Below are 15,521 nucleotides of genomic sequence, written 5' to 3'. Positions count from 1 at the left end.
GACTTTTGATTATTCATACACTAACACCCTGATGACTTCCAGCAATACCAGCATTTTGCATAATTAGTACATGGGAGCAGGTAATGAAGCTAACTAAACCTATAAAACACCAGGGCCTGCAAAGCACTCAGAAGGTTCGCCAAGGCGAAGGAGAGGGATATGCAGACTACGTTCCTAAAAAGTACTTAATTAATTATATGAATAAATTTGTAATAGTATTTCTATTGTTGCCCTTTCTGTCTTTTTCTCAAATAACTGTGGTTAATAATCCACAAAAGGGATCGGCTTACTTTCCAATAGTTTCTAAAGCTTCTTCCGCTTCCATCGTTTATTCCAACTCTGAGAATATTTTAGTTGAGAAAGCTTCAGAGTTCCTTGCAAGCGATATAGAGAAAGTTACCGGTAAAAAACCAGAGATTTCTTCTTCGGGAAAAACCGGGAATAGAAATACAATAATCATTGGAACAGTGGGTAAAAACCCTCTCATCAATGAGTTGGTAGCGAAGAAGAAATTAGATATTTCTCCTATTGTTAACCAGTGGGAGCGTTTTATTATTCAGACGATTGATAATCCGTTTCCCGGTGTTACACAAGCTCTAGTTATTGTGGGAAGCGACCGGCGGGGAGCTGCTTTTGGCGTATTCACCTTATCAGAAAAAATGGGAGTTTCTCCCTGGTACTGGTGGGCGGATGCTCCGGTTAAAAAGAACGGGTCTGTTTTTCTGAAAAAAGGACGCTACCTGTCTGATGGTCCGGCTGTAAAGTACCGCGGTATATTTATTAATGACGAGTCGCCGGCCTTCCGGAACTGGGCCAATGAAAAGTTTGGAGGTATAAATCACAAATGCTACGAGAAGATCTTTGAACTGCTTTTGAGGAACAAGGCTAATTTTCTTTGGCCCTCAATGTGGCTTCCAACAATGTTCAATGTTGATGACCCACTAAATCCCAAAACTGCTGATGAGTTTGGTATTGTAATGTCAACAAGCCATCACGAACCAATGATGCGGGCGCATAATGAATGGTCGTTATTTAAGGGGGGCTCCTGGAACTACAAAACGAATAAAGATAAATTACAACAGTTTTGGCGAGGCGGAATCAAACGAATGGGGAATTATGAAAGTGTGGTAACTGTAGGAATGCGCGGCGATGGCGACGAAGGAATGTCTGAAGAAACTGCGGTTGATCTCCTGCAAACTGTAATTAAAGACCAGCGCGAAATAATTGCCGATGTAACAGGGAAGCCGGCAGAAAAAACGCCGCAGCTTTGGGCAATATATAAAGAGGTACAGGATTATTATGATAAGGGAATGCAGGTAGACAATGATATAACCATATTATTCAGTGATGACAACTGGGGAAATATCAGGTATCTTCCCAAAAAGAAAGATCTTAACCATGCAGGTGGCTATGGGATGTATTATCATTTTGACTATGTAGGAGCACCAGTGTCATATCGCTGGCTTAACGTCACTCAGATCGAGCGGGTGTGGGAACAGATGAAGCTCACGTATGAACATGGTGTAAATACTATTTGGATAGCAAATGTTGGAGATATTAAGCCAATGGAACTTCCTACCAGTTTCTTCCTCGATTATGCCTGGAATCCTAAAAGCATAGAGGCTGCGGGTTTATCAACTTATTACCAGGACTGGTCAAAGCAGCAGTTCGGAGATAATCATGCGAAGGAAATAGCAGGATTGCTGGCTCTTTATACCAAATTCAATTCACGGCGTATACCAGAAATGTTAACACCCGCTACCTACAGTCTCGAAAATTACCGTGAAGCAGACAGAGTAGTAGAAGACTATAAAAGATTAGTAGAAACTGCCCGAAATATTTATCAGCAATTGCCAAACAGTTACAGATCTGCTTTCTATCAATTGGTGCTATCGCCAATTGAATTGAGTTCTAATTTGAATGAGATGTACATATGTGCTGCTAAGAACAAACTTTATGCGTCTCAAGGAAGAGCATCGGCCAATATCTACGCTGAAAAGGTAAAAGAATTGTTTAGTAAGGATGCCGAACTTACCGGTCAGTTTCATAAGGACCTGGAAGGCGGGAAATGGAATCATATGATGTCACAAACCCATATGGGCTACACCAGTTGGAACCATCCTAGAACTAATGTGACGCCACCGGTGTCGTATATTAAGCCAGATACTATCGCTAAGCTTGGTTTCATGGTAGAATATGGACCTGCTCCAGCCTGGGGTGGTTTCAGTGTAGAGGCAAATCCTCTTTTCAGTAACTCTTTTATAGATTTTGATCCGGTCAATAAACAAAGCTATTATCTTGAGATATTCAATATGGGGCAGAAAAAGTTGAACTATGAGGTTGAACCTAAGAACGATTGGATAACCCTATCTAAAACTAAAGGGGATATTCAATATGATGAGAAGGTCTATGTTAGTATCAACTGGGATAAGGCGCCAAAGGGAAAAGCTATCGGTAGTATTTTAATAAAGGGAGCAGGCATGACCTATATAGTTCGCGTTCCTATTAGGAATAGTCTGCCTATAGTCTCTGGTTTTGTGGAGAACAATGGCGTTGTGGCAATTGAGGCTTCTAATTATACAAAAAAGGTTGATTCCAAAGATATTCGGTGGACTGTTGTGCCAAACCTGGGCCGCACAAATTCATCCATGATTATTGAACCCGTCACTGCTGCCCGGCAAACACCTGGAGGTAATTCTCCAAGGGTGGAATATGAATTCAGTATTTTTGACAAGGGAGATCTAACAATAGAGGCTTTTCTTTCACCAACCCAGGATTTCAAGAAACAGGATGGTCTGAGATTCGCAATATCTATAGACGAGGAGGCTCCTAAGATTGTAAATATGAATGAAGGCGAAATCAAGCCTGATTATGAATACGCCGAGTGGTGGGCACAGTCGGTTGCAGATCATATTAAAATAAAAAGATCCAGTCACAAAGGAATTAGTCCTGGTAAGCATACACTAAAGATATGGATGGTAGATCCGGGAATAGTTTTCCAAAAGTTCGTAATCAACCGGGGAGGCTTGAGGTCAAGCTATCTGGGCCCTACAGAAAGTACCTATATACGCCCCTAGTAAGAATTTTAATGTTCAAATTCAATAGCGCGCCAACCTCCCGGTGCGCTATTGTGATTTTGCTTTTAATTGGCGGACCCTTTTTTCTCCCTTCATCCGGTCCAAGACCGCGTCCGGGTTTCCTGATCTCACGCAAGCCTTTTTAAAACCACCAATCTAAATACCAAACCAATCGCTGCGAAGCTTCAGATATTGATTTCTTGCCTTTGTTTTGCTATTACCGGTTAACTCTCCGAAAAGGACAATTGATGTTATAAGGCTTTTTATTTTAGATCGAATTCAAGATCAATTAATTCGATCACTAAACCTCCATCAGCAGAAATTTATGGACAGAAGGATGAAAATTGTCTGAAGGCTTTTGGCTATAAGAAAAACAATTAAAGGTTAAAAAAAAAGGCTGACTCAATTGAGCCAAGCCTTCTTTAGTTTTAGTTTTCTAGTTTAATAGCTTAGTATCCGTTGTTTTGAGGGTAAACGGGCCCTGTTCTTACGTTATTGATCTGGGCCTGTGGAATTGGCCTCCGCATGTGAAATTCCTGGACATTTGGAGCCCCTTCAGGATTATACATTTTTACCCTTCTTACCAGTTGGCGGGTTCTAACCAGATCATACCAACGACGAAGGTCGCCGTATAATTCCCGTGTATATTCATCAAGTATAAGATCCATTCCGTTAAGGGGAGAACCAAACGTAGTGTTGTTCGGAATAGCAAGTTGGGCAAGTTGGGCCGGCGTTAATGCCATAGCAAGAGCGTTTGCGGCATTAGCTGCCGCTTGAGTTGCTGCAGTAACCCGGAACTGGCCTTTAGGAATAAAATCACCATCAGCCGGGGTACGGAAAGCTGCACGGCGTCTGATTACGTTTAATTGAGTTGCCGCAGCATCGATATTTCCAAGCATGTAGTTCGCTTCTGCATTCATAAGGTAAACCTCAGAAAAACGCATAATCACAATCGGCCTGCTTGAAAAGTCATTCATGCCTGTGCGCAGCTTGTCATCAAACTTTTTTAGTGTAGGAAATACTTTGTTACTGTATTGCGCAGGTGTAACGATCAATCCTTTGAAGGCATCTCTTCGCGCATTAGTCACCTCAACACCCGGCATTAAAATAGCAGTGTCTCCATTAGTTGGTGGTTGGTAAGACGTAGCTGAGCTAACTGTTGTAGGAACCAGGGCTCCCTTTGAACTTCCGTCGAACTTTACACCAGCAGCTCTTGTTACATTGTTGATCCAAAAAGTTTGAAAGGTTGCATCCCAACGGGTGTCATTTACCTGATTTCTAAATGCCACCTGGTGAACATATGGATTAGGGGCAACGCGAACATAGGGCCGGCCATTGTATACATCTCTCACCATTGGTTGCTTAGATGTATTAATTGCCTGAGGAACAGCATCTACTCCCGGGCGGTTATCAATGCCTGCATCTGAAATGTAGTTCCACCTATGGAGCACTGCCATATGGTTTATTCCAAAGCCTCCGGAAGCGTTTTGAGCGTAAGCAGAATATGTAGGGTCATTTTTCCCATAGTCGATAGCAAAAACAGTCTCCTTTCCATAGTCATTCTCTTGCTTTACAGCATCGTTATAATTTTGAAATAGATCGAGCTGATAGGTTGCTTTGTTAGTAATAAGTTCCTGGGTAAGATCAGCGGCTTTTTGAAAATCACCTGCCTCTTTTACCTCTGAAAGGTACCCTCTCGTTAAATACGCTTTTGCCAGGAAGGCCTTCGCTGTAGCTGAAGTGGCCGTTTTCCCTACCGGGGCAAGGGCATTCGTACTGTTTACGGTTGCAGGTAGATCAGCTGCAGCTTCTGTGAAATCTTGAATGATCTGTTTGTAGAGATCAGCTAATGGGGCAGGAGTATCCTCAGTTTTCGCTTCCGTTATGAATTCCAAATGCAAAGGAACTCCACTTTTTTCTGTAGCAGTAGTACCGCCATAGGTTTGTACCAGGTAGAAATAAATATAGGCTCTAAGGAATTTAGCCTGGGCAATGTATTCCTTTTTATTAGCTTCACTTATTAAACTGCCACTTTCCTGTACGAACTTAAGAACACCATTAAGCGTATTTATATCTGCAAAAAGGGAATTCCAGCCACCAACGTTTCCGGTAGACGAATTAATTCCATTATACGTATTTAATATTGTTCCTGCGGTTGAGGAGCTGAATCCAGCCCTCATTTCATCCGTTCCAACATAATAATTGATCTGGCCTTCCCCCGAGTAAAAGGAACGAAGACTACTGTATACTCCAGCAATACCGGCCTTTACACCTCCCGGAGTACCTAGATAACTGGGAAACAATGATGATCTTGGTTCTTCTTCAAGTAGTTTGTTGCAGCCAGGATTTATGGTTAATACGGTAGCTGCCGCCACCAGGAAAATTGTTCTATGTATTTTTTTCATAAATTTTCAATTAAAATCTCGCATTAATACCAAATATAAAGTCGCGTGTCTGCAGACCTGGGCTTATCCCTGTTCCTCTAAATGTTGCAGCTCCATTGTTTGCAGCATTTGGGTTATACCCAGCCACATTTCCACTTGCATTCGGGTTTGCCGGAAGGATATTGCTTACAGATTCCGGGTCTGGAACCGAAAAACCGTGATTTCTTATTGGAGCGTAAATAATGAAGGGATTGGTAATGTTAGCAAATAGCCTGAGCGAGTTTAGTCCAAGGCGCTTAGATACTTTGCCAGGGATATTATAACCCAGATTGATACTTTTTGCACGAATAAAAGACCCATCAAAATATTGGGTGGTCGAGTAGAAATTCGTTTGTTCTGTCGCATTCGGCATTGGCTCTCTTCCTGTCGGATTTTCAGGCGTCCAATAATTCATTACTGGCTGATTATGCCGTCCCAGGTGAAGGAATTGCCATCCGTTTACACTTGAATTGTTAGAAGATACATAAGGAACGATCGTAGTAAAGCCCATCCGGCCCTGCACTACAATACTCAGGTCAAAATTTTTGTAACTAACTCTGTTAGTTAACCCGAAAGTGTAGTCGGGCTGGAAGTTGCCAATAAATTGGTTATCATCAGAAGTGATCCTGCCGTCTCCGTTAAGATCCTCAACACGAACTTCGCCCGGATACTGCAAGGGTGAAGTTTGTCCTGATACAGGTTGATATACTCCTGCTGCAGTCATGCCCGGTGAATCTTCTACTTGCCAGATTCCTATTCGTTTTAGGTCATAAATTGTGGTAAGAGGCTGTCCAACGAACAAACCTGTACCAATAATCTGGTGAACGCCATTAGGTAACTCAACAATTTTTTCCCTGTTCAATGCCAGGTTGAAGTCTGTGGACCAGGAGAAACCGTTTGAATTTGGAATGTTAAGGCTGCTTAAGGTAAACTCAAACCCTTTGTTAGCAGAAGTGCCAAGGTTTGTGGGTTGATCTGGTCCGCCGCCCTGACTTCCAGGTAAAGCATTATTTAAGATAATACCTGTTGTGCGTTGTCTGTAAACCTCGATAGACCCGGTTAACCTGCTTCTCAAAATACCAAAGTCTAACGCTAAATTGTATTCAGCTGTTCTCTGCCATGTAAGCATTGGATTCACAAGAGCCACGGCCCTCACTCCACCGATATTGCCAGAACTCACTCCTCCGAACTGATAATTTGCATTAGTTAATTGGCCCATTGTATCGTAGGGGTCAACGCTTCCAATGGTAGAAGTTTCACCATAGCCAGCCCTTAGTTTAAGACTGTTTATTGTAGTAAGACCTTTCATGAAATCCTCATTGGAAACTACCCAACCCAATCCAAATGCTGGGTAACTCGCGTACTGGTGGCCTTTAGCTAAGGCTGAATTACCATCCACGCGATATGACGCCATTAAGTTGTACTTATCATTGAACGTGTAATTCAAGCGGGTTACGTAGGATATGATTCCTTGCTCCTGAAAGCTGCCCCCAAGTGTAGCCGGAGTTCCCAGCCCCAGGTTCGTGTTTCTTACGGCATCTGCAGGAATATTGGTAGCACTTGTATTTGAGTTTTCAGTATGGCGTTTCTCAGTGGTAAAGCCTGCTACAAAATTTACGTTATGCTTGTCAAAGAATTTGTTGTCGTAAGTAAGTAAATGCTCCTGGTTTAAACGGTAAGTATAGTTATTGTCAGTGCGGGCATTAGTTTGTGCAACAGTTTGAATATTCGCTCTGTTGATACCATTATATTGTCCCTGCAGAGATTGAGAAATATTATAGTTTAAAGTATATCTATATTTAAGATGCTCAATCGGATTCAGTTCTGCGTAAATAATGTTGTTATTAACAAATCCGCGTGTATGGTTGTAGTAGGATTCGGGTATTGTTGCCGGAACCAAAGGGCTCAGGGTAGCCGCGTCTAATGTGCCATCCATCGGAAAGAAGTTAACTGAACCGTCTGGAAGGTAAGGGTAGGCAAGCGGACTTATCCACTGTGCATTTCCAAGTTGTCCTGCACCTCCCGTGTCTGTATTTCTTAGGCTACCCATCAAGCTTGCCCCAAATTTCAATACCTTGTTAATCCTGTGGTCTATATTTGCTGTCAAGGTAAACCTGCTGACATCATTATTAGGATCTACGGAACCATTTTTACGATACGAAAGGCCTGCACTGAACTGTGTTTTTTCAGTACCTGCAGAAACTCTCAGATTCTGATCCCATGTTACTCCCTGCTGAGTATATAGATCAACCCAATTGGTATTGATACCTTCTGCAAGTGCCTGCGTCTCGATGGGAGTGAGCGCGTAGCCACTCGTAACACCATTGTTCTGTAATAAAGAGCCCCGGGAGGCATCCAGTTTCAATTGGGCATACTGCTGTCCATTCAACATCTTAAATTGTCCCTGCAGGCGGTTTATTCCAACATAGGAATCGAAGTTAGCCACCAGCTGGCCAACACGGCCACGATTAGTTGTAATTAAAAGCACCCCGCCAGAACCTCTCGATCCGTAAATTGCCGTTGCAGATGCACCTTTCAATACATCTACACTTTTAATGTCGTTAGGGTTAATGTTTTCTATGGAGTTATAGTAGGGCTGGCCGTCTAGCACGATCAGAGGGCGATCGGCTTCCGGATTTCCTATCGTTCGGTTTCCCCGTACAGTTATTTGGGGGCCGTTGGAACCGTTTACAACATCAAGGCCTGCTACCCTGCCTTTTAATTGTTCAACAACATTCGACGCGGGAATTTCCTGTAGTACTTTTGAATCTACAGTAGCAACAGTGCCGGTCATATCCTGCCTCTTTAATGTTCCATACCCAACAACAACAACCTGTTCTAGAGTCTTGCTATTTGGGGCCAGACGAATTTCACCAAGGTTGGATGCCGCTGCCGAAACGGTTTTTTCCAAAGCGGCATATCCTATATAAGTGATGACGACCTGGGTTGTATTGACCGGTACATTTAAGGTAAAATCTCCATTGGCGTTCGTTGTAGCACCGGTGTTTGTTCCCGGAACTTTTACCGTAGCCCCGATAAGGCTCTCGCCTTTTTCGTCAACAACTCGTCCCCGCAGTGTAATTGTAGTTTGTGCAGATACGACGAAGGAGAATAGATTGGCAAATACTACCAATAGCAAAAGTCTCCAATATTTAAAAAGTCTAAATTTTTGCATTGTTTATTGATTAGTTAATAGTATTAATTGGTCTGGTTTGAAGCTTTCCACAACGGCTTCTACCCATAAATCTTAAGGTCTCTCTTCTTTACATATTAGTACCGCTTTAAAGTGAATAGATCTTGTTAATGGTATTTATTGGCTTATTGGTTGCAAGTCCGCACTTGCTGTCACCCACCTGTTTATAATTGTTTTATAATGCAATTTTAGCCATTGAATAGCCGCAAGGCTTGTTCAAATCGGTGAAATAATGTTCGAGATGTTGAGTTAGGTGGATAGTTTGGTTTAGGGCAAAGAAGTGTAGAATGCGTGGTAGACAAATGAAAACCGCCCCGGTATTATACCCTGGGCGGCTTCTTCATAGTTATTTGAACAGGTTAATTTCTATAGCATTTCCCATTACTTGATAGCCAAGCCTGTTCGGATGCAGAAAGTCGTCTTGCAACTTATTTAACATTACTTCCGGATCTTCCGGATTTCTTACTGCTTTATCAAAATCGATAATAGCATCAAAACGACCGCTAGATCTGATCCATGCATTTATTTCATTTCTGGCATTCTCGCGGTAAGGCCTGTAATAAGCCGCATTTTTAAATGGTGTAATAGTACCTCCGTAAACTTTAATGCCTCTTGCATGGGCTTTGTCTATCATTATCTGGTAAGCTGCGATCAGCCCTTCGACAACCTTAGCAGCAGCGCTACTATCACGGGTGGGGCCTAGATCATTTACCCCTTCAAGGATAATAAGCCATTTGACACCTTTCTGGGAGAGGACATCGCGGTCGAAGCGGTGTAGTCCTGGTTGTCCTAGTCCCCCTCTAAGTACAGCGTTTCCACCTATTCCCATATTAATTACGCCAATATGCCTTGTTGAAGGGTTCTTTAAGAGGTTAATTGAGAGAATATCCGGCCACCTGTTATCTTCATTCGTTCCAGATCCCCGTCCGTCGGTAATAGAATCACCAAATGTAACTACCGCTCCGGCAGACTTTGAACCCTCCACATCAATTCCGCTTAGTATATACCAGTGATCAGTTCTCACTGCCTTTGTGAAATCGGCTTCTGCCCGGCTTTGGTCGCCCTCGAGTAAGTAGGAGGTTGTACGTGATCCCGGATGTCCCGTTAATCGTTCAGGTACCGTACCAAAAAAAATAGTGACGGCCACTCTCATTCTGGGTGTAAGCTCGAATATAACTGCGTCTGACGTTGCCGTTTCCCCTGGTGCAATTCTTACTTCCGGCCTACCATTGAACATCAACGCCTTTTGAGTTGTAAGTTCAACAGTGTTCCCCTGACCGGAAACCGCAATGTGTACAGCTTTCATGGTCAGCGATTCATTGCCGAATTCGTTTGAGAACTTTAACTGAAGTTTTTTTCCACCTCTAGACACACACACCACTTGACGTAGAGTATTATTAGTTAAGCCCGGAGCAGGTGGCATATTACCAGGCTCAACCAGTTGGGGTGCAGCACCCCAAGTACCTACCCATGGTTTTGGTTTGGCGGAAATTGTTTTTGCATTACAGAAAATAATGAAGCTGGTAAGGAAGTATGCAGATAATAAAAAACGTAAACTGCAGGATTTGATGTTGTAGAATTTGAAAGTCTTTAAGAAGTTTATCATATTGTTAGTTTTGATTCATTTCCTGGTTCTTGTCCATATCTTTTATTTATCAGCATGGAGAAAATGGGTGAGCAAAGGTTAGCCATATCCCTTAATTCTCAGGTTACATTTGTCTTCATTGATATCCCAATTGTTGAATTTCGTTGAAGGGGTAGAAGTTCAGCTGTGGAGTTTCTAAAACAAAATTGACATTTAAACACCCAATTGTGCCATTTACGCTGCTGCTACTCAAATAGCTTTGCTAATTCTCTAAACTTCCCGGTAGACTTAAAAGTGTTTATAACAATGATTAAAAAACTAGCTTTTCTGGCATTCTTGCCGCTAGCAATTCAAGGATTTGGCCAAGCTTCTTTACCATCTCCGCTTAACCTCAGCTCTGAGCAGAACAAAGAGAATATGATGCAGCAGCTTGGAATTAAGGCTCTTCGTCCCGGGAAAAACGGAGATGCGAAGGCTGCAAATCCCGCAAACTATGATGAGGCACTCGCTAATCCATATCCCAATTGGCCTGACGTACTTACGTTAAAAAATGGCAAGAAGGTCACGAGCGCGGAAACATGGTGGAAGAAACGCCGGCCGGAGATCGTTGAAGACTTTGAACGGGAGATATATGGCCGTGTTCCTCAGAACGCTCCTAAAGTAACCTGGAAAGTAAAAGTAACAGACCGGGAAATGATGGGATTTGTTCCTGTGATTGCCAAACAGCTTATTGGTCATGTTGATAATTCAGCCTACCCTCATCTAAATGTAGATATAGCAATGACGCTGGTATTACCAGCAAATGCAAAAGGCCCCGTACCGGTATTAATGATGTTCGGGCCAAGTGCTCTTCCAGCACCAGCGCAGCCGCCAAAAGAAGACCTGGAGAAAATTAACGTGGCCATAAAGGCGCTTCTTATCAATGCGAACCCGGAATTAAGAGAGACATTTGAAAAATATCCAGCTTACAACCCTATTGCAGCACAATCCACCGGCTTTAATCCTTTTGCGCCAAGGACAGGAGATCTGCCAGCCACACAGCAACTCGTAGCGAAAGGTTGGGGATATGCGCTTATTGATCCGGCCTCTATTCAGGCAGATAATGGTGCTGGTTTAACCAAAGGGATCATTGGTTTGGTAAATAAAGGACAACCGAGAAAGCCTGAAGATTGGGGAGCCTTAAGGGCATGGGCATGGGGAGCATCAAGAGGATTAGACTATCTGCTAACAGAGCCAATGGTTGATGCAAAACATATTGGTATAGAAGGAGTGTCGAGGTATGGAAAAGCTGCCCTGGTGACTATGGCCTTTGATGAGCGGTTCAATATTGGCCTTATTTCTTCCTCAGGAGAAGGAGGTACAAAGCCGCACCGGCGAAACTTTGGAGAAGCAGTAGAAAACCTTGCCAACGGCTCCCATTACTGGATGGCGGGGAACTTTATGAAATATGCAGCTTCAGATTCCCGATTTGGAAGCAAAACTGCTAATGATATGCCGGTAGAATCTCATGAATTGATTGCACTTTGCGCACCAAGACTTACATTTATCAGTCACGGCATTCCAGAGCAAGGCGATGCTCACTGGCTGGATCATCAGGGAAGTTATATGGCTACTGTTGCTGCCGGAACTGTATTTAAGCTATTGGGATCAAAAGACCTTGGAGTGTCAAACGATTACAAAAAAGAAAAGATGCCAGGCGTGAATGTAGGACTATTAAACGGCGAATTAGCCTGGAGGCAGCACGATGGTGGACACACCGATCTGCAAAATATTAAGCATTTTTTAGATTGGGCGAACGGCTTCATTCAAAGCCCGAAATCAGTAGAGAAATGAGGTTTAACAAGTGAAGCATATTTAGATTCGTCATGTACCCTTGATTTAAAGAGTTTTTGGGAAAAGTATGTACTGGCTGAAAAGGATGACGGATTCTTATACCTAGAATCCGTCCAAACTTAATATTCTACCCTGCTTATTTTCAACTAGGTACTCTTTCATAATAATTTAAATTTGACCTTCAAATAACCCTTATATATGAGCAATAGAAACGATGAAATAAAAATAAGTAAGTTTTTGAGCCTTGTGCTGCGGCATCAACCGGAAACCATTGGCATTGAACTCGACGAGAATGGCTGGACAGAGATTGATGTCCTCATTGAGAAATCGGCAAAGAAAGGCATTTTAATTAACCACCATTTGTTAAAACATATCGTTGATACCAATAGCAAAAAGCGTTTCGCAATTAACGAAGCAGGAAATAAGATCAGGGCGAACCAGGGGCACTCGGTAGAGGTGGAGCTTGGATATACGGCACAGGAACCTCCTGAACTCCTTTATCATGGAACCGGACAAAAATCAGTTGAAGAAATTATGAGGTCTGGCCTGGATAAACGCAGCCGTCACCATGTTCATTTAAGCAGCGATATCAAAACAGCCATTGATGTAGGAAGCAGGCATGGTAAACCATTTGTGTTTGAAGTTTTAGCAGGACAAATGCACCGGGATAAGTTTGAGTTCTTTCTCTCAGAAAACAAAGTGTGGTTAACTTCTCATGTACCTGTCAGATATCTGAAGGAAAAGCATTAAGTAAATAGCATTAAATGGAAGTTGGGTAATTCGCTTTATTCAATCATTTACCAAGTTGTTTAAACCTAAACCAAAGCTTTCGCCGCTGCAATTACGCATTCATTTAATAAATAGTGAAATTCAATTGATTATGCTATAGAGTGTAAAGGTTGGTAGATCAAACAACCAATCTTGCTGGGATGGTCCTGAACAAGAAGAGCTGAGCTTTTCTTCCGCAAAAGGTTAATAATAGCAAAATCACCGCCAGCGGCGAGTGTAAAGAATAAGCCGAAAGCAAATAGAAGTAGGTTGCCGGTAAGAATCGAAACAAGCAGAGGGAGGATACCCATAAGCAAGCCCGGCATTACAGTACCAATAACGTAATTCTTAAGCAGTAAGGGCTCCGTACAATGGCAGTAGGGCGTAGCTGATCTCCATAGCACTCCAAATTTTATTGACCGGAGACCTTTGCTTGCAAACCTGGACCACGTTATTCCATGGATCAATTCATGTATAACAACACCAACAAGCAGTGTAATGATCAGTGCGATTGTTCCTGTAGTACCATTAAGGACATCCGGAACAGCCTCTTTCCATGCTCCCTTTACAAAATGTTCAGGCCAGATCAGGTAAAATGGAATTCCGAAAATGATAATGGCAGGAAGGAAAAATAGCAAGGCCTGTAGTTGTGCCTTAAGCGCATCCATAGTCAGTTCTTCTTTATGGTAGTTAGTTAGATCCATACTCAAATTTAAAAGTTTAATGTTTTCAGGCCGATTGTTCAAAGGAATTATTTTATTGTTAGTATCGTTACTTCGGGTCTGCGAGACCTATAAACTAGTTTGTACTCTTTAAATCGGTATTCCTACTCAGTTAACATTTGACACTGCTGCAATTACACCTTCCTGAACTTTATAACAAAGTAAAGTTGACCTTTACAGCAAAGCGAGTTTTTCTGTAACGCCTACGCAAGTGTTAAAGCATGGGTAAGGTGTGGTGGTACAGCCTGGAGGAATGTATCATTTCTCCGGAAGTTGATGAAGCTTTTTACCGTTCAGGTAATTGTCCTTTTTTTAACTTCGCAGAGCATTTTCGAAGTTAATTCAAATGAAAGACGATAGAGGAGTGGTCACCCATCAGGACAAGCAGTTTGTAAACGTGAACTACGTAGAAAAGCGTTTGGAAAACAGGGAATTTGTTAAATGCGAATTTGTATCATGCGACTTTACAAAGAGTGATTTAAGGAACAATGACTTTGTGGATTGCATCTTCAGGCAATGCAATTTTACCTTAGCACTTATTGATGGCGCTGGCTTCAGGGATATAAATTTTATAGGCTGTAAAATAATGGGCGTTAATTTCAGCAGATGTAATTCCTTTATGTTTTCTTTCTCTTTTCAGGATTGTTACATGGATTATTCCAGCTTTTTAAGTACCAAGCTCCGGAAAACCATTTTCAATAACTGCTCACTAAAAGAAGCCGAGTTTTCAGAAGCCGATCTTACAAATGCTGAGTTTATAAACTGCGATCTCTCTGGTGCAACCTTTAGCAACACAAATCTCGAAAAATGTGACCTTCGAACCGCCCGTAACTTTGCTATAGATCCAGGTATCAATAGAATGAAAAAGGCAAAGTTCTCCTCAGGTAATCTCTCAGGCCTTTTGAATAAATTTAATCTCGATATTGAGTACTAAGATGAACCAGTAATTGTGTTTGTTGATGCTGCTACCCAGGGGTAGGTGATATTCTGCTGTTCATTTTTTAGCTTTGTTCATGATACATGAACATGAAAGAAAGGTGAACAAGAATTTGTAATCTCATCGAATGTTGTCCTGGATATTCCATATTCCCGGAAATCGACATTCTTTTTGTAATGATCAATAATAACAATATTCCGCTTATTTTATTATCTCCTGACACTCTTATTTATAGTGCTGCAGCGACTGTTTCTTTTTCATTGACGGGTGGAACGGTGGTACGGTCAAGAGCATGCTAACGAGTATTACGACAAGTTTGTAATTTTGAAAAGTTACCTGGAATATACCCTGTCATTAATCTCAATTAATGCTTAAAATTTTAAGAAAGCACATAGAAAAAATAGTAGAGCTCACCGACGAGGAGTTTGCCTTTGTTGAGTCTTTATTTGAAGTAAAAACCTCTAAAAAGGGAGAATACCTGTTTCAAGTGGGCGAAAAGGTGAAGTACTGTTATTTTGTGGTTTCAGGACTGTTGAAGCTGGTTTATGATGACGAGGACGGGAATAGGCATATTGTTGCTTTTGCAATGGAAGACTGGTGGGAGAGTGATTTCTCTGCTTATTATAACCAGACTCCAGCGACCATGTCCTTACAGTGTTTGGAGGACACTCAAGTGCTATGCCTTTCAATTGTGAATTATAAAATCCTTCTGTCTGGTTTACAGAAAATAGAGCATTTCCTGCTGGAGAAGGCTAACTCGGGTCATATAAGTGTTCAGCAACGAATCTTATCATTTCTAACCTCAAGTGCAAAAGGCCGTTACGAACAGCTTATTAGAAAGTATCCTTCCTTATTGCAGCGGGTACCGAAAAGTCAATTGGCATCTTACCTGGGAGTATCGCGCGAAACATTAAGCAGACTTTCCAGATAGGCAGATTTTGAAATCTGTGATGTTTGTCACGCTCTGAACCTCTCACTTCAAC

9 protein-coding genes are annotated in these 15,521 nt (G+C 42.1%); 5 read left to right on the top strand and 4 right to left on the bottom strand.

Annotated elements, in window-relative coordinates; all coding sequences use genetic code 11:
• Positions 1–83 precede the first annotated feature (83 nt).
• Positions 84–3,077, top strand: a complete 2,994-nt coding sequence (locus tag J4N25_RS24965) for a glycosyl hydrolase 115 family protein (RefSeq protein WP_207424622.1) — start codon at positions 84–86, stop codon at positions 3,075–3,077.
• 449 nt (positions 3,078–3,526) lie between these two features.
• Here the strand turns inward: J4N25_RS24965 and J4N25_RS24960 are convergent, their stop codons facing one another.
• From J4N25_RS24960 to J4N25_RS24950, 3 genes are all read right to left on the bottom strand, one after another.
• The gene (locus J4N25_RS24960; protein WP_207424621.1) at positions 3,527–5,482 is read right to left on the bottom strand and encodes a RagB/SusD family nutrient uptake outer membrane protein; all 1,956 of its coding nucleotides are present in this window, start codon (positions 5,480–5,482) and stop codon (positions 3,527–3,529) included.
• A gap of 10 nt (positions 5,483–5,492) precedes the next feature.
• Positions 5,493–8,675: a SusC/RagA family TonB-linked outer membrane protein gene (locus J4N25_RS24955; protein WP_207424620.1), complete on the bottom strand. Its 3,183-nt coding sequence runs from the start codon at positions 8,673–8,675 to the stop codon at positions 5,493–5,495.
• A 364-nt stretch (positions 8,676–9,039) separates the two neighbouring features.
• On the bottom strand, positions 9,040–10,299 hold the full coding sequence (locus tag J4N25_RS24950) for an SGNH/GDSL hydrolase family protein (RefSeq protein WP_207424619.1): 1,260 nt from the start codon (positions 10,297–10,299) through the stop codon (positions 9,040–9,042).
• A 285-nt stretch (positions 10,300–10,584) separates the two neighbouring features.
• Here J4N25_RS24950 and J4N25_RS24945 point away from each other — a divergent pair, with 285 nt between their 5' ends.
• Both J4N25_RS24945 and J4N25_RS24940 read left to right on the top strand, forming a co-directional pair.
• Complete coding sequence (locus tag J4N25_RS24945; RefSeq protein ID WP_207424618.1) at positions 10,585–12,111, top strand: alpha/beta hydrolase family protein; 1,527 nt, start codon at positions 10,585–10,587, stop codon at positions 12,109–12,111.
• 198 nt (positions 12,112–12,309) lie between these two features.
• Positions 12,310–12,861, top strand: a complete 552-nt coding sequence (locus J4N25_RS24940; protein ID WP_207424617.1) for an RNA 2'-phosphotransferase — start codon at positions 12,310–12,312, stop codon at positions 12,859–12,861.
• A gap of 128 nt (positions 12,862–12,989) precedes the next feature.
• Here the strand turns inward: J4N25_RS24940 and J4N25_RS24935 are convergent, their stop codons facing one another.
• Entirely contained in the window at positions 12,990–13,583 is a 594-nt protein-coding gene (locus tag J4N25_RS24935; RefSeq protein ID WP_207424616.1) for a DUF3267 domain-containing protein, read from the bottom strand.
• A 364-nt stretch (positions 13,584–13,947) separates the two neighbouring features.
• Between J4N25_RS24935 and J4N25_RS24930 the strand changes: the two genes are divergently transcribed.
• Complete coding sequence (locus J4N25_RS24930) at positions 13,948–14,535, top strand: pentapeptide repeat-containing protein (RefSeq protein WP_207424615.1); 588 nt, start codon at positions 13,948–13,950, stop codon at positions 14,533–14,535.
• Between the two features lie 370 nt (positions 14,536–14,905).
• Complete coding sequence (locus J4N25_RS24925; protein WP_207424614.1) at positions 14,906–15,469, top strand: Crp/Fnr family transcriptional regulator; 564 nt, start codon at positions 14,906–14,908, stop codon at positions 15,467–15,469.
• Positions 15,470–15,521 lie beyond the last annotated feature (52 nt).

This window comes from Desertivirga brevis (assembly GCF_017355835.1).
This window is presented reverse-complemented; position numbering and strand designations above follow the sequence as displayed.